The sequence below is a fragment of the Flavobacterium sp. FPG59 genome (genome assembly GCF_002150205.1).
Taxonomy (GTDB): domain Bacteria; phylum Bacteroidota; class Bacteroidia; order Flavobacteriales; family Flavobacteriaceae; genus Flavobacterium.
Genome location: NZ_MTCA01000010.1, coordinates 1 through 16,414 on the forward strand (window position 1 = coordinate 1; position 16,414 = coordinate 16,414).

Below are 16,414 nucleotides of genomic sequence, written 5' to 3' on the forward strand. Positions count from 1 at the left end.
CTTCCATTAAATAACTTTGAAAAACTTTAAACGGTATGAAGAGATGCATTATTTATACTGTTTAAAATTTAAAAAAATTATGAACTCTATAATTACTTCTAAATGGAAAACAAAAAAAAATTAACTACTAGCAATGGATCACCCGTAGTAGACAATCAAAACATTATGACAGCTGGGCAAAGAGGCCCTGCACTACTGCAAGACGTTTGGTTTTTAGAAAAAATGGCTCACTTTGACAGAGAGGTGATTCCTGAAAGACGTATGCATGCAAAAGGATCAGCTGCTTACGGTTCACTAAAAATCACTCACGACATCACAAAATATACAAAGGCAAAAATATTTTCCAAAGTTGGTAAGGAAACACCATTATTTCTACGTTTTTCTACTGTAGCAGGAGAAAGAGGTGCAGCCGATGCAGAAAGAGATATTAGAGGTTTCGCTTTAAAATTTTACACCGAACAAGGAAACTGGGATTTAGTAGGTAACAATACTCCTGTATTCTTCTTGAGAGATCCAATGAAATTTCCCGATCTAAACCATGCCGTTAAACGAGATCCACAGACTAATTTAAGGAGTGCTGATAACAACTGGGATTTTTGGACATTATTACCTGAATCATTACATCAAGTAACTATCACAATGAGTGACCGTGGGATACCAAAGACATACAGACATATGGATGGATTTGGTAGCCACACCTATAGTTTTATTAACGATAATAATGAGAGATATTGGGTAAAGTTCCATTTTAAAACACAACAAGGAATTCAAAATCTTACGAATGAAGAAGCAAACCAACTCATAGGAAACGACAGAGAAAGCCATCAACGTGATCTATTTGAAAGTATCGTAAACGGCGATTTTCCAAAATGGTCAATGTACGTTCAAGTTATGGAAGAAAAAGATGCTGACACCTATCCAATAAATCCGTTTGATTTAACAAAAGTATGGCCTCATGCAGATTATCCTCTTATTCCTGTTGGAGAATTAATCCTTAACCGAAACCCCGAAAACTATCATGCTGAAGTAGAACAATCAGCCTTTAATCCAACAAATATAGTTCCTGGTATTGGTTTTTCTCCAGACAAAATGCTACAAGGTCGTTTATTCTCTTATGGTGATACGCAAAGATATCGATTAGGAGTAAATCATAGCCAAATACCAGTAAATGCTCCAAAATGCCCTTTTCATTCTTATCACAGAGATGGCGCAATGCGTACCGACGGAAATTATGGAGGTACCAAAGGATACGAACCAAATAGCTTTGGTGAATGGAAAGAACAACCTGACTTTAGCGAACCACCTCTGAAAATTAATGGTGATGCAGGTCATTGGGATCATAGAATTGATGATGATTATTTTAGTCAACCAGGAAATCTATTTAGACTAATGACTCCAGAGAAAAGAGCCATACTCTTTAAAAATACAGCTGCCAATGTAGGCGGAGCCCAAAAGTTTATCCAAATTAGACATATCAGAAACTGCTATCTAGCAGATGCTGCGTATGGTGAAGGCGTTGCTCATGCCTTGGGACTAACGATGGAAGAGATATTTGACTTTGAAGGTTACGAAATGAAAAAAATAAAATAATATACAAACACAATAACAATGATATTAATTAATAAAACGGTTATAGCATATTGTATGCTGGCCCTAGTTAGCATAAATTCATTTGCACAAAAAAAACAAATGACTACAAATTCGGGTAGAATTGTAGGAGACAATCAAAACTCAAAAACAGTTGGCCAAAATGGCCCCACTCTACTGGAAGATAGTCATTTGATCGAGAAACTTTCCGCATTTGATCGAGAAAGAATTCCAGAAAGAGTTGTGCATGCGAGAGGTGTAGGTGCTTATGGTGAATTCGAAAGTTTTGGCGACTATTCTGATATAACCATGATGAAAATGTTCAACCAAAAAGGAAAAAAGACTCCAATGTTTGTCCGTTTTTCTACAGTAATTGGCGGATCTGGTTCTCCTGAAACGGTGAGAGACCCAAGAGGATTTGCTTTGAAATTTTATACAGAAGAAGGGAATTGGGACATTGTAGGAAACAATACGCCTATCTTTTTCATCAGGGATGCAATAAAATTCCCAGACATGATTCATTCCCTAAAACCATCACCTATATATAACAAGCAAGATCCTAACAGGTATTTTGACTTCTTTTCTCACATCCCCGAAGCAACCCATATGTTGACTATGGTATACACAGACTTTGGTACGCCTGCAAATTTCAGACAAGTACCCGGTGCTGGTGGACACGCATTTAAATGGATTAACGAAAAAGGTGACGTAGTTTATGTTAAGTTTAGTTGGGAATCTCTACAAGGCGAAAAGTTCCTTACAATGGAGGAGGCCGCAAAAATTCAGGGAATGTCTAGTCAACATGCTACAACAGATCTATATGAGAATATTGAAAAAGGTAATTTTCCAAGTTGGAATTTCTTTATTCAATTAATGAATCCTCAAGATCTCGATAAGTATGATTTTAATCCGTTAGACGTAACCAAAATTTGGCCTGAAAAAATAGCTCCAAAAAAATTGGTTGGTAAATTTACTTTAAATAGAGTCCCAGATAATTTCTTCGAAGAAGTAGAACAATCTGCAATGGCACCAAGTAACATGGTCCCTGGAATTGCACCTTCTGAAGACAAAATGCTTCAAGGAAGATTATTTTCTTATTTTGATGCCCAACTTTACAGAATAGGTCCAAACCACATGCAACTCCCTGTAAATGCACCAAAAGTAGCTGTGAACAACAATTCTCAAGGAAGCAGAATGAGTAACCGAAAAAAAGGGAAGCTTGATGTTAACTACCAACCATCATTTCAAGAAAATTCTCTTAGCGACAATCCTAAATATAAGTATTCTCAAACAACTTACAAGGACGCTACCACAACCCAAGGAAAAATCACAAAGCCTAATAACTTTGGCCAAGCAGGGGATTATTACCGTGCATTACCCGAAGGACAAAAAGTAAATTTGATCAAAAATCTAACTGCCGATTTAAGTCAGGTAAAAAATAAAGAAATTATCTATCAAATGATTTACCATTTTTACATGGCTGACAAAGATTACGGCATGCGATTAGCCAAATCTTTAAGCATAGATCGTAATGAAGTTGAATCTTTTATTATGAAGACTCAAAAAATTTAAAACCAATGAAAATATTTCCATACAAGACCTATCTCATTGTAATCCTTATACTTTTCAACACAATGGTAGCATCTGCGCAAATGGATATCTTCCAAGCAGCCAGGATAAATGATACCGTGGCTGTAAAAAAGTATATCGATAAAGGACTCAAGATTGACACTGTCGATAGCAGCGGATATTCACCTCTAATTATAGCTTGCTATAATGAAAGCAATGCAGTAGTAAAATTGTTACTAAACAATGATGCAGATGTAAATCTTCGAGATAAGATGGGAAATACAGCATTAATGGGCGCTTGTTTCCGCGGTTATGACACTATAGTGAGGTTACTGGTAAACAGCCAATCCATAAAGTTAGACATCCAAAATTTTAATGGTGCTACAGCATTGTTTTTTGCTAGTACTTTTAATAGGGTCGCTATAGTAAAACTACTTCTTGCCAAAAACGTCGACAAAAACATTCAGGATAATTTCGGTAACAAAGCAATTGACCATGCTCAAATGCAGGAAAACAATGAGATAATCAATCTATTGAAATAATTTTAATATTGAACATTAACAGAGCTGTTTTTTTAATCAGCTCTGTTTTTATAATAATTCTCTCGACACTTTTAGACTATCAAAAACTCCCCAATCCTTTTATGTATTTATATAACGCAAACAATAAAACCGTATTCTCTTTATTTCATTTCCAAACCATTACATTTTGGAACCATTTCAATAAAGAAAATTTTTATGCAATTATTTTAATACAAAAAGGAAAAGGAATCGTGTCTATCGATAACCAAACACGAGAACTATCAGCAAAAGACGCCGTTTTTTTTTATCCCTACCAAAAAATTAAATGGGAAACCGATGCAGAAAATCCATTGGAAGGGATTTGCATTCAATTCCATCCTGATTTCTTCTGTATTGATATTCATGCAAGTGAAATTGGATGTCAAGGACTATTGTTTAACAATCCTTTTTACAATACCATTTTTAAATGCGATGATGGAGAATTCAGTAACATCTGTCAAATGGTAGGACAAATGCAAAAGGAGCTTCAAAATATAAGCTTCGCCAGTTTACAAATGATTTCAAGTCTTTTGAAAATTATTTTAATCAATTCGGTACGATTAAAACTAAAAGAACAGAATGAAACTGATAAAGTTCAACTACCAGAGATGGCACGAAAAATTGAATTATTAGTTAACCAAAATTTCATAAAAAATCATAGTGTAGACTTTTACTGCCAAGCACTAAATGTTTCCAAAAGTACCTTAAACAGACAATGCAAAATATTCTTTGGCGTTTCAATACAACAAATTCTATTCAACAAATTAATTAGTCAATCAAAAAACAAACTTTACATTACTGACTTTACAATAAAACAAATAAGCATTGAACTTGGTTTTGAAGATCCACTTTATTTTAGCATATTTTTCAAAAAACAAACAGGAGTTTCTCCATTTGAATTTTGACTAATAATGTATTTAAAAAAGGGACGAAGTATTTGTAATTGTTCTGATTTTAGAGAATAAAAAATAGTTTGGCCAGACCGTCTTGCTTCAATAACATTTCCGTCTTTCATTTTGCGTAGATGTTGTGAAACGGCAGGAATACTCATTTCTAAAATATCGGCAAGGTCGCAAGGACAAAGTTCATTTTCTTCTTCAAGAAGAAACATTATTTTTAGTCGTACTTCATTGCCAGCTAATGCTAATAAACCACTCAATTGTTCAAAAGCGTTGCTGTTATTTTCTAATTTGTTTTTACAGGTATTGATTTGATTTTTATCAGCCAAAACTCTTATACACGTTTGATTATTGTCCATTGTTGTAATTGTTTAAATTGAATACTAAACAAATGTAGTTAATTGTTTTATTATTTAAGCAAATGCTTAAATAATAAAAATAAGTTTAACATTTTACTTTGAAATGAATACTTCAATTTTTAAAGTAAATGATTTAGTATTGCTTTTCATTCAAACTGTACTCAAATTACCATCGGTAAATACTTTGACTTGAGTCATTATAAGCATTGACAAAGTGTTATTAGAGAGAGGTGACGGTAATGGCAGGATGGAAAGATCCTAAAACTCGTAATCGTTTTATGAAGTTAATCATTCCTACAGCATGATATATATTATTTATTTGTGGAAATAAAAAAATAAAAAATTCCAAGTTACATACTTAAATAAATCGTAAATTTATATTAAATCACTGAAGAATAGTGTTTTATATCTAATTCAAGTGTTTTTTAGTAAAAAGTATCGAGAATTTGTATTTCGTTGATGGTTTAATTTAAAAACTAAAACAGAACTATGAAAAAATCTAAACAATATGGTGAGTTCTTCAGTCACACTCTGTGTAAACTGCTCCGAACTGCCAAAATCGAGTTTGTAATCATTACCGCATTGATGTATGCACTGCTGATGCTTACTTCTTGCCGAAATTCCGAAAAAAACCAAGAACAAATTGAACAGAACCACCCTCAACAAAAGGGAGAAGAAAATGACAACTATGGACATAGTGGGCATTCACAACAAATGAATGAAACGCGCAAATGGTTAAAACAGGAATTGGGCGAAAAATATAATCAGTCCGTATCTCTCGGCACAGAGGAACAACTTGCACAAGGTAAAGACATATTCACAAAATATTGTCTTACTTGTCATGGAAGTGGCGGTAAAGGCGATGGTCCTGGAGCAGCAACATTACAACCAAAGCCAGCCGATTTTACTGACCCTGAACATTCATCATTTTATTCAGATCAGGGGCGAATATACCTCATAAAAAAAGGAATGAAGGGAACTGCAATGGCAGCATGGGAAAACATTTTAAGCGAAGAAGAAATCCTTTCGGTTTATGTTTATGTAAATTCTCTGAAAAATTCAGGCGAAATGATGGAACACCAAGGGCAAAATCATTAGGAAAATGAATGAAAAAAACATAAATAATTCAAATGATAATAACCGATTCAGAAAAGCAATTACATACAAATATATTTCGCAATTAAGCAAAAAGTAATGGCAAAAATTCTAAAAACAGTATGGATATGCACTATAGTATTACTACTATGGAGCTTTTCAGCTAAGGCACAGCAAAGATACCGAACCCGGGAAGGAAGTATAGAGGTTATTGGCTCGTACAGAGATTCCATAATAATAGCCTATAGCAATCGTTTGTTTGTTTTAATCAATTATGAAACTGCTGTAATGGAACTAACGTTTAATCCAGCTATTTTACGTACTAAAACAGATTCATTGAATGTGAAGCTTATCAACTCAAACATGGGGCAGGTAGTCCTGAAAGGACAACTGAACATTCCTTACGTGGAGACATTACAACATCCAGATCACAAACTAAATTTTGAAGCTGAGTTGCATTTGAATGGAAAGGCGAAAAGAATATATATAAACGGATTGCTTATACACATTGCAAGTAACGAAACCATTTCCTGTTTACTTACACTCAACTTTAAATTGCGTTTAAGTGATTTTGGGATCGATTTGCCAGAAGGATGGAACAATGAAATAACGATACAAATTTTTCAGACTGTACTTAAGAAATCAAACTAATGAAATCCATTCAAATCAAATAACAATAGCTTCACTAAGAAAGTGTTGCATAAAAAAATAGAAACATGAAAACACATAGAAAATTATTTAACTATTTAATTGGTCTTCTTTTCCTCGCTATTGCCGGATGCGGGGTTTATACGAAAATCACTTCCGATTATGATCGCAGTGTTGATTTTACAAAATACAAAACGTTTGCGTGGCTACCGAATAAAGACACAGCTCAAGGCGAATACAATAATCAGATTATTCGCAACAATACACGCAACTATTTCACTCATTGCATGGGAGAGAGAGGATACAAAATAAGCATTGATACACCGGATGTTTTTTCTTGACTTAGTTATCACTGCCGTTAAAAAGGAGAAATCAGTCAGTACTCCTGGTTACACTTATCCTTCGGGTTGGTATTATCACAACCCCTATTACTATCATTATCCCAGCAATCACTATTACCTCCATCACTATAATTACAACTATACCACTTATGTAACCCAAAAGGTCGAATATACAGAAGGCGCAATCACGCTGAATATAATTGACAGGAAACTGAATAAACTTGTATGGACAGGAACTGCTAAAGGGGATTTATATGACCCATCTTATATTGGGGATAACTTACATCCTGCTGTGTATGACATTCTTGATAATTATCCCATAAAACCTATTAATGGACACAAGCGTCCGAAAAAAAATTAGATTCTCTATTGGTAATGAATTAAACAACAGACCAAGAAAAATTAATGAATATAAATCTTTTTCACAATATATTTTCAGTAACGAACTTACATTAGGTTCTTAAATCTAACAGTAAGTTCAATAATACCGTACTACAAAATGGAAATGTGTTTGTCCATTGTTAAGTTTTTTATTTACGAACAATTTCTACCGAACATTTTGCATGTAACGCAACTGAATGCGAAACAGAGCCTAAAACAAAACGCTCGATTGCTCCATATCCGTGTGAACCAACTATAATCAAATCGGCTTTAAATTTTTCGGCTTCGTTAAGTATTACACTTTTTGGTGAACCTGCAACTATTTTTGTGGTTACTAACAGATTTGGATTTTTATTTTCAAGAATTTCGGCTGCACTTTTTGCATTTTTTTCTGCATTTTTAAATGCGTTTTCATCAAATTTCGCATTGTATTCGTGAGAAACACCCATTGGTTCTAAAGTGTTTAAAATGGAGGTAATTTCATATGCGGCAAGAATGCACACTTCGGTTTTGGGCGGAAATGGCCTGTTGGCAATTTCATTAATTGCTGTTTTACTATATTTTGAACCATCGGTTGCTAGTAGAATTTTCATTCTTTTTTCTCCACTAAATTCATTCCACATTTGGGACATTTTCCGGGTTTATCCGAAGTAACTTCTGGGTGCATTGGGCAGGTGTACGTTTTTTGAGTTTCCATTTTTTTATATTTTAATGTTGTTTGTATTTGTATTATTTGGACATATCCATATTTTTATCCATTCCAGTCATTTTGTGTGATTGCATTTTTTTATCTTTCATCATATCCATCATTTTAGGATTATCCATCATCGATTTACACATTTCAGACATCATCGTAGTATCTGTTTTAGATGCTTCCATCATTTCAGTCATCATTCCTTTCATCATATCTGGATTATCCTTCATCATTTTCATCATATTTTCGTGATTTGTCATCATCATTTTTCCTTTACTACTGTTCATCATTGCTTGCATCATATCTTTAGACATATCGCTATTGTTTGCAATAGTATCCATAATTGCCTTTTTTGTATCTGAATTTGAAAGAATTTGGTTTACATCAGTTTTGGATTGACACGATGTAAACAAACCAATCGATACAATAATTAATGTGATTTTTTGTACTGTTTTCATAGTTTATAATTTTTATTGTTTTAAAATCTCTTAAATAATTCCTCTAAACGAAACTATATTTAAGAGATTTAAATACTCACATTTTACTCATATTACTGCACTCAACAGCACATTTGCGACAGGCTTCCGCACAATTTTTGCAATGCTCCATGTGTGCATGTTTTTCACATTCTTCGGCGCAAGCTGTACAAATTTCGGCGCATAGTTTGCAGATTTTTTCAGCAAACTCACTTCCGCTTGCCATAGACTGTATTGCAAATAAACAAATAGCTGCACAATCATGATCTAGTTTTATGCAACGCGCTAACATTTTTACGTCTTACTCATTCAAGCATTCACTTTCGCAATGCGAACATTCTACTGCACATTCTGAACATGCATCGATACAATCTTTAAATTTTTGATGACTCATCTTTTTTAAATTTAAATTGCGAATTAATTTTCGCAGTTTAAAGGTAGCTTTTTAACTTGAAAAAGTATTGTGAAATTCTAATAAAAATCATATAATTAACACATTGTCATGCGTATAGATTTGTTTTTTTGAAAATTGTAATTGCAAAAAAAGGACACTTGTCTTTTAGAACAAGTATCCTTTATATAAATTTAAAATTTGAGTTTTTTAATAATTCAAAGTAGCGCCAAAACCAATTCCCATATCACTATCATAGTGGGTTGTAAATCCAAAGTTTCTTTTGACAATGTATTTTAAACCTGCCATATATTCTTTGTCGGTATTCCACATTAAACTCATTCGTAGTCTTTTTGAAACTGGAATGTCTTTTCGTTCAAACTGTAAACGTACATTTCCGTCGGTAAAAACTTCGGCTTGAGCGACTATAAGCATTGGTAATGTGTAATTAACCCCTGCACTAAAAACAGCTCTGTTGTCTTTGGTATTGGTTTGCCCAAAAAGATTTCTTTCTTGATTGTCTATTCCCATTTTTCTGTATCTCCAATCAAAACCAATGAAAGGCATTAGCCATTGCATTTTACCAATATATCGACCTATGTGGGTTTCGGTTTCGTAACCGTGCATATCATTGTATCCTAATCTCCATTCTGTTCCAATACTCCAACGTGTACTTTGATACATAGCTTCTCCATCGTTTCCGTTTGTTGCAAAATCATTTTCTGCCATAAAGTGAAAAGCTCTATCGTCAGCAAACAATTTTCGTCGTGCTAATTTAGGATCTGGTATTTCGGGATTTGGTGCTTGGTTTTCATAACTAAAAACCCTGCCCATTCCGCTCATCATGTGATACAAAATATGACAATGGAAAAACCAATCGCCTTCTACATTGGCATTAAATTCGAATACATCGGTTTCCATTGGCATTATATCCACAACGTTTTTTAGAGGAGCATAATCCTCTTGACCATTTAATAGTCTAAAATCGTGACCGTGCAAGTGCATTGGGTGTCGCATCATAGAATTGTTGTGAATTGTGATGCGAACATTTTCGCCTTTTTTAATTAATATTTTATCCGCTTCGGAAACCACTTTGTTGTCTAAACTCCAAACATAACGGTTCATATTTCCTGTCAATTCAAATTTTAATTCTCTTACTGGTGCATCTTTAGGAAGTATCGTTTTAGTTGGCGATTTTAACATTGCATAATTTAAGGTAGTAATATCCGAAAGCGCATTACTATTATAATCGGCTTCGGTCATTTTCATATCCTTCATTTTTTTATCGCTTTTCTTTTTTTGTTCTCCGGTAATTTCTGGGTACATTACTACATTCATATCCATTTGATTGTAGGACATATTCATTCCCATATCGTCTAAATCGCCGTTCATTTTCATCATCCCATTCATCATTTTCATTCCCTCAAAATATTTAAGCTTGGGAAGAGGTGTAATAAGTTGTTTGATACCATCCCCAATAAAATAAGAAGCTGAATACAATCTATCTTCGGTGGTGGCTAAAAATTCAAAAGCAGTTTTATCGGCAGGAATAGTAACTAGAACATCGTAAGTTTCAGAAACACCAACAATTAATCGATCTACTTCTACAGGTTCTACATCGTTACCGTCATTTGCAACTACCGTTATTTTTCCACCGGCATAAGTAAGCCAAAAATAGGAAGAAGCCCCACCATTAGATACGCGTAAACGTACTTTATCACCTGCTTTTAAAGGTTTTCCATCAATACTTTTCACATCCGTACTTTGCTTACCATTCATAAGGATTTTATCGTAAAATACATCGCTTACATCCATTGCATTCATCCTTTTCCATTCATTTTTTAATTTAACACCTAAATAACCTTGCTTTATGGCTTCTGTATAACTTTGGGTTGTTCCTTTTTTGATTGCTGGATAATCGTTTGCGTTGTGCAACATTCTATGTACATTTTTTGGATTTAGATCTGTCCATTCGCTCAATACTATAGGAACGGTTGGCAAATCATCAATACCCTTTCTAAAAGTTAGATCATCCGTTTTTTTATTCATAATAAATGAACCATACATTCCGATTTGTTCTTGCAATCCTGAATGGCTGTGGTACCAATGTGTTCCTTGTTGGATAATCGGAAATGTATATTTGTGTGTCGTGTTGGGCTTTATTGGCATTTGTGTTAAGTTTGGCACACCATCTTCTTTGTTAGGTAAAAACAAACCGTGCCAATGCAACGATGTTTCTTCATCCAGTTCATTATGTACATAAATTTCAGCGGTATCGCCTTCGGTAAATGTAAGTGTAGGCATCGGTATTTGTCCGTTTACAGCAATGGCTCTTTTAGGTTTACCTGTAAAATTTACGATGGTGTCTCGCACATATAAATCGTAACGCACTGTTCTTGGTGGTGTGTTGTTTTCAATTTTAGTTACGGTTTCTAGAGTTGCTTTTGTCATATCCATAATGCTCATATTATGATTTTGATGTGAAGCATTAGCATCCGTTTTCATATTGTCCATGCTACCCTTCTTTTCAGAAGTCTTTTTCATGGGAATTTGCATTTCATCATGCTTCTTCACCACCGTTTTTTTACCCGTTTTAGCTTTCTCCTTTATCAACGTCATTCCGCATTTAGGACATTTTCCCGGTTTGTCAGCGTGAATTTCGGGGTGCATTGAGCAGGTATACGTTGTGGGCTGCACCTTTTGCGCCTTTTCCTTTTTTGACATATCCATACCTTTCATATCCTGTGCATGGGCAAAGGAATAAATAGACATGATGAATATTAATACTATAATTTTTTTCATTTTTTTAAGTTTAAAATTGATTTACAAATTATTTTGGAGTTATTTATCTAATTCTTTAAGCTTTGCTTTCATTTGTTCAATTTCTGCCTGTTGGCTGGTAATAATATTTTTAATTAATTCCTTTATTTCAGGGTCGGTAACCGATGACTCTTTTCCCATTAATATTGCTGCGGCATGGTGTGGTATCATTGATTTTAAAAATTCTTTATCCCCAACTGCCGTCTGTTGCCTAATACCTGCAAAAAATAGAATCAAAGCAATAAAACCAGTGACAAGCAGTGAAATATTTAATTTCTTATTTCCATACATGCTACCCATCACTAGAAGTTCAATTATGAGCATCGGCATGGTCATCAGTCCAGCCATGTAAAATTGGTTTATATTGGGTATTACATTGGCAAAAACATCTACCATTGAATACATTAGTATGTACATCGCTATAAATGATAACACTATCATAATCGCTAATTTCTTGTACATAGTCAAACTTAATTCTTTTGAATGCTCTTCTGTTGTGTGTTTCATTTCCATATTTTTTTTTTTTAAATTAATTATTTTTTCAATAGTAACTCTAACTCTAAAATTTGTTTTTTAAGTGATTCAACACTTTTCATTTTTTTTAATTCTGCTATTGATAAAGCTTTTTTCCCTGCTTCAATTGCACTTGGATAGTCTTTTAGTTCCGTTGCTATTTTTTGTCTCAAATTAGGATAGTAAAAATTCTGCGGATCTAATTTTTCGGCTTCAATTAGCCAAGCTATTGCTTGTTTGGAATCTCTGTTTGTACTGTAATAATAGTTTGCCGCTTGAAATAATAAATTAGCATCAAGGATTTTTTCTTTAATAATGTTTTTATCTATTACTGCTAAAATAGTTTCATCTGCTTTGCTTTTTAATGGTATTTTTATTGTAGTATTTTCCCATATTAGTTTTAGAAATCCCTCCCCTTTGCTGTTAATGTCATTTATTTCGATTGTAAATGTTTCATGAAAATTGGGTGTACTTTCTACTGGAACTGTAAGACGAAAAACATCTTTTTTATCATCATATCCAGTTTCGCCGTGTAATGTTGTATCTGTATTTATAATTATTGTCCACTCCTTTTTTGAAGGTATTGTGAATATTGAGTAACTACCCATTTTTAAAGTAGTATTTCCAAACACAATATCTTCATTGGTAGTTATTGTAGTACAATCACTGGCGCCAGTTCGCCAGAGTTTTTCAAATGGCACTAATTCACCGAATATTTTACGGCCTCTTGCTAGTGGTCTGCTGTAAGAAACTTTGATTATTGTGCTTCCCAATTCTTGTTCAAACGATGCGGATGGACTTGGAGAAGTTAGTTTTATTTGAACTTTTTCTTGTGCCGAAATTATTAAAGCTTGCAAAATAAAGAAGTGTATTAGAATTACTTTTTTCATGGTTTTTGATTTTAAATTGATTTTACTGTTTTTTATTATTTTAAATTATTTTTTTATTTTCCTCCAAATTTTTCTAATAGTAGGCGATGAGATATACCAAAGTAAAAAACCACTTAAAACGGTTATTAACCCCAATAATGAAAAGACTCTTAACACAATATTATTCATATTGTCTCTACCCTCATAATCCATGGTATGGGTCATCCATAAAAAATCAAACCATCTCCAATCGCGGTGTCTAATCGTTTGAAAAGCTCCATCATTTGCTGAAATATAAGCCTTTAAATTATTTGGTTCTTGGTATGAAATAACATAGGCAGGTAGTAAATGCTCTCTATATTCATGGTGTTTCCCTACTTCTTTAATAAGTTGTATTTCTTTTACTTTTAAACCTGATACAATATTTTTATCCGCAGTTGCTAATGCTTCTTCTTTAGTGATTCCTTTTTTTAAGTCTCCTGTTTTGGCATTGTAAAGCATCTTGTCATTAACCCAATAAAAAGGTTGATTATTTATTACCCTTAATTCTATAGATTGAATTGCTATCGAAGGATGAAGTAGGGAAGGACTTATTAAACCTGAAAACGACTCGGCAACAATTCCTTTTTTATGAAATTGAATTCCATGAATATCATCAATATTAGACCAACTAAAATACAGACCGCTAATGGTCCACATTAAGAATTGAAGACCTAAAAATATTCCTAAATATCGGTGAGATTTTCTAATCCATTTTACTTTTTTTCCTTTAATCATTTACCTTTTAATTTTTTTTAAATTGTTAAATAAACTGAACCAACTTTGAAAATCGCATTAAAATTGCAATTATATAAAACAGAATATATTAGAATATTCATTGCCTAATTTTCTATTCCATTCCGCCAGTTTCGGACGAATAACTTATTCCATTCGGTTTTTTGCCTACTGCAATTGTATTAATTACTTTTTGAGTTGTCACATCTATTACTGAAACAGTATTGTCACCACTATTGGTAACATAAACTGTTTTTCCGTCTTTACTAACCACTACACCGTGTGCCTTATTACCTACGGTTATAGTTTTAATAACTTTGTTACTGGTTATGTCAATTACAAAAACTTTATTTGAAACAGGTCTACCCATTGTTTCCCCTTGATCGGCTACATATAACAATTTACTGTCGGGCGTGGCATATAATTGAATTGGACCTTGCGCATCATTTGGTAATTTTATTCTTGTTATTTGAGCATTTTTAATATCATAGTTTACTACTTCTTTAGTATCATACAAACTCGCAAAAATAAATTTTTCATCTTGTGTAGTTGCAACTTGCACAGCCACTCCTCCCAGTGGAATGTCTGTTATTGTGCCATCAGAAATAGTAATAATCGACATACTTTTTGCATCCATATTTGCAACATAAAGTTTTCCGTTTTGATGTCTAAAACCATGTGGTAAATATCCTTTTCCTAACTCAAATTTTTGAGTTATTTTATATGTTTTAGCATCGACTTGAAATATCTGATTTGTTTCATTTGCAGTTGCATAAGCATATTCAGATTTATTATCTAAAACTACATGAGCCAGATGCAAATCCTTACCAAGTTCAATACGTTTTTTTATTGAATTAGTGTTTGGATCGATTACTATCAATTGATTTGTTGCTGTACTATCCATAGGTATCGCCGTCACCCAAACGGATTTCCCATCAGGTGCAACTTGTACGTTATGAGCCATAAACATCATTCCTGAAGAGTCACTAATTGATATTTCTGTATTTTTTGTGCTGTCCTGAAGGTTTATAACAGAAATGCTACCTCCATCCTCATTGGCTACGTATACTTTTGCTAATTGCATTGGTTCTTTAGGATTATTGCAGCTGCCTATTATTAAGCCAGTCACTACTAATACTACCATAATCTGAATTTTTTTTAGTACTGCAAGATTTTTCATTTTTTTATTATTTAAGTTGATTTTGCTATTTTTTCCATAATGGAATAATCTGAACCAAACTTGCAAATCGCATCACATTGACTTCGCAATTCAGAAAATAGTATGTATTTGATATTCATTTTTGAATTTTTAATAACAGGTCTATTCAATTGTTGTATCACATCTTTTTCGCGACTGTCCGGAATGATGATATAAAATACCTCTTCGCCATTGGAAATACTAAAATACAAGTCGGATAAACGTAAAATACCTGAATAAATACTGGTGCTTTTTTCTACTTCAAATGCTCCAATGATTTTGTTTGTTCCTTTTTTAAACCAAAGTACATCAATGAGTTTGATTGTGTTTTGAGTGTCTTTATCGGTTGGTAATTCTGGAAATTTATTCACTGAAATAAATGAAAAACTTTGACCATTGAATGCTTTGCTCTTGTCATTACTGGCCGGAGTAACATCGTAACCTAATGAACTCCCAATTTTTAATAAATGGTATTGCATTTCGTTATGAAGATTTTCTGCTAATTTTTCTTCCTGAATTTCTTTTTGTCGTTTTAGTATGTTCTTTTCAAACTTTGTACGTTCTACTTCGCTTAAATATTCATCATTACCAATGAGCATTTTTTGTGTTCCAATTTCAAAACACAAACCTGCAATCGCTCCTAAATCATTTGATAATTCAGATTTATGTTTGCTGTTGGTTTCTATTAATGTCTCTCTTATTTTTAGGTATTCTGTCCAACTACCTAATTTCTTTTTGTCTTTGAATAAAAAATTAAATCCGTTGAGAATTGCCGTGTTGAATGGTGGAAACCAAGTAGGATGTAAAAAATATAAAATACTCGCTACCGCCGGACCTAAACCTTTTATTTTTAATTCATCCAATTTTACAATTTCTTTTACAACTTGCTCTTCAGTTTTTGCATTGATGCAGTTTTCGAGAAATTGGCCGAAAGCAATTTTATTGTTTGGATTTTCGTAAATATCTGGAATTCTTAATTTTGGTTTCCAATAAAAAGGATGTGCCACACCTACAAAAATTTGTTTTTGCTCGGCAATACAACTCAACACAAATTCTAAACTACTCCCTTTAAAATCATTTGGAAATGTCTTGTTTTTAATATCGTCTATTACTTGCAAAATACCTCTGCGAATGGTTCGAAATGCTTTTAGCCTTTGGTCGTTATCGACAAACCAAGTATTATAAACACTTTCGGCATCGGTTTGGTATTGTTGGACTATTTGAGTAAGGTTATTCATTT

General features: G+C 33.3%; 19 protein-coding genes. 8 read left to right on the forward strand and 11 right to left on the reverse strand.

The features are described 5' to 3' along the window. Positions 1–102: 102 nt before the first annotated feature. From FPG59_RS02085 to FPG59_RS02100, 4 genes are all read left to right on the forward strand, one after another. Positions 103–1,590 carry a catalase gene (locus FPG59_RS02085; RefSeq protein ID WP_086452963.1) on the forward strand — a complete coding sequence of 496 codons (1,488 nt, stop codon included), beginning with the start codon at positions 103–105 and terminating at the stop codon, positions 1,588–1,590. A 99-nt stretch (positions 1,591–1,689) separates the two neighbouring features. Then, a complete protein-coding gene (locus FPG59_RS02090; RefSeq protein WP_303393802.1) occupies positions 1,690–3,159 on the forward strand; it encodes a catalase in 1,470 nt (489 codons plus the stop codon). A gap of 5 nt (positions 3,160–3,164) precedes the next feature. After that, positions 3,165–3,698 carry an ankyrin repeat domain-containing protein gene (locus tag FPG59_RS02095; protein WP_086452965.1) on the forward strand — a complete coding sequence of 178 codons (534 nt, stop codon included), beginning with the start codon at positions 3,165–3,167 and terminating at the stop codon, positions 3,696–3,698. Between the two features lie 101 nt (positions 3,699–3,799). After that, the gene (locus FPG59_RS02100) at positions 3,800–4,621 is read left to right on the forward strand and encodes an AraC family transcriptional regulator (protein ID WP_086452966.1); all 822 of its coding nucleotides are present in this window, start codon (positions 3,800–3,802) and stop codon (positions 4,619–4,621) included. Here FPG59_RS02100 and FPG59_RS02105 read toward each other — a convergent pair. Beyond that, complete coding sequence (locus FPG59_RS02105; protein WP_086452967.1) at positions 4,567–4,974, reverse strand: metalloregulator ArsR/SmtB family transcription factor; 408 nt, start codon at positions 4,972–4,974, stop codon at positions 4,567–4,569. The two genes, FPG59_RS02100 and FPG59_RS02105, sit on opposite strands and share 55 nt — an antisense overlap. Before the next feature lie 489 nt (positions 4,975–5,463). On the opposite strand from FPG59_RS02105, the gene FPG59_RS02110 reads away from it, so the two are divergent. The 4 genes from FPG59_RS02110 to FPG59_RS02125 all read left to right on the forward strand — a co-directional run bounded on the left by FPG59_RS02110 (position 5,464) and on the right by FPG59_RS02125 (position 7,419). Then, complete coding sequence (locus FPG59_RS02110) at positions 5,464–6,072, forward strand: cytochrome c (RefSeq protein ID WP_086452968.1); 609 nt, start codon at positions 5,464–5,466, stop codon at positions 6,070–6,072. 96 nt (positions 6,073–6,168) lie between these two features. Continuing rightward, positions 6,169–6,720, forward strand: a complete 552-nt coding sequence (locus tag FPG59_RS02115; RefSeq protein ID WP_086452969.1) for a hypothetical protein — start codon at positions 6,169–6,171, stop codon at positions 6,718–6,720. A 65-nt stretch (positions 6,721–6,785) separates the two neighbouring features. After that, positions 6,786–7,058: a DUF4136 domain-containing protein gene (locus tag FPG59_RS02120; RefSeq protein WP_086452970.1), complete on the forward strand. Its 273-nt coding sequence runs from the start codon at positions 6,786–6,788 to the stop codon at positions 7,056–7,058. Then, on the forward strand, positions 7,045–7,419 hold the full coding sequence (locus FPG59_RS02125) for a DUF4136 domain-containing protein (protein WP_086452971.1): 375 nt from the start codon (positions 7,045–7,047) through the stop codon (positions 7,417–7,419). The genes FPG59_RS02120 and FPG59_RS02125 overlap by 14 nt, the downstream gene beginning before the upstream one ends. Positions 7,420–7,588: 169 nt before the next feature. On the opposite strand, the gene FPG59_RS02130 is transcribed toward FPG59_RS02125, so the two are convergent. The 10 genes from FPG59_RS02130 to FPG59_RS02170 form a co-directional block, all read right to left on the reverse strand. Then, a complete protein-coding gene (locus FPG59_RS02130; RefSeq protein WP_158234602.1) occupies positions 7,589–8,032 on the reverse strand; it encodes a universal stress protein in 444 nt (147 codons plus the stop codon). After that, entirely contained in the window at positions 8,029–8,136 is a 108-nt protein-coding gene (locus FPG59_RS16930) for a heavy metal-binding domain-containing protein (protein ID WP_222616914.1), read from the reverse strand. The genes FPG59_RS02130 and FPG59_RS16930 overlap by 4 nt, the downstream gene beginning before the upstream one ends. A gap of 32 nt (positions 8,137–8,168) precedes the next feature. Beyond that, positions 8,169–8,591 (reverse strand): hypothetical protein, encoded by a 423-nt coding sequence (locus FPG59_RS02135; RefSeq protein WP_086452973.1) that lies wholly within the window; start codon positions 8,589–8,591, stop codon positions 8,169–8,171. A gap of 76 nt (positions 8,592–8,667) precedes the next feature. Then, positions 8,668–8,901, reverse strand: coding sequence for a four-helix bundle copper-binding protein (locus FPG59_RS17030; RefSeq protein WP_244199267.1), 234 nt, complete (start codon positions 8,899–8,901; stop codon positions 8,668–8,670). A 309-nt stretch (positions 8,902–9,210) separates the two neighbouring features. Further along, entirely contained in the window at positions 9,211–11,802 is a 2,592-nt protein-coding gene (locus FPG59_RS02145; protein ID WP_086452974.1) for a multicopper oxidase domain-containing protein, read from the reverse strand. Between the two features lie 39 nt (positions 11,803–11,841). After that, complete coding sequence (locus FPG59_RS02150; protein ID WP_086452975.1) at positions 11,842–12,333, reverse strand: DUF305 domain-containing protein; 492 nt, start codon at positions 12,331–12,333, stop codon at positions 11,842–11,844. 20 nt (positions 12,334–12,353) lie between these two features. Then, entirely contained in the window at positions 12,354–13,223 is an 870-nt protein-coding gene (locus tag FPG59_RS02155) for a DUF2911 domain-containing protein (protein ID WP_086452976.1), read from the reverse strand. A gap of 45 nt (positions 13,224–13,268) precedes the next feature. Next, on the reverse strand, positions 13,269–13,979 hold the full coding sequence (locus FPG59_RS02160; protein WP_086452977.1) for a PepSY domain-containing protein: 711 nt from the start codon (positions 13,977–13,979) through the stop codon (positions 13,269–13,271). Positions 13,980–14,091: 112 nt separating this feature from the next. Beyond that, positions 14,092–15,156, reverse strand: coding sequence for a hypothetical protein (locus FPG59_RS02165; RefSeq protein ID WP_140344580.1), 1,065 nt, complete (start codon positions 15,154–15,156; stop codon positions 14,092–14,094). A gap of 11 nt (positions 15,157–15,167) precedes the next feature. Then, complete coding sequence (locus FPG59_RS02170) at positions 15,168–16,412, reverse strand: hypothetical protein (RefSeq protein WP_086452979.1); 1,245 nt, start codon at positions 16,410–16,412, stop codon at positions 15,168–15,170. Positions 16,413–16,414 lie beyond the last annotated feature (2 nt).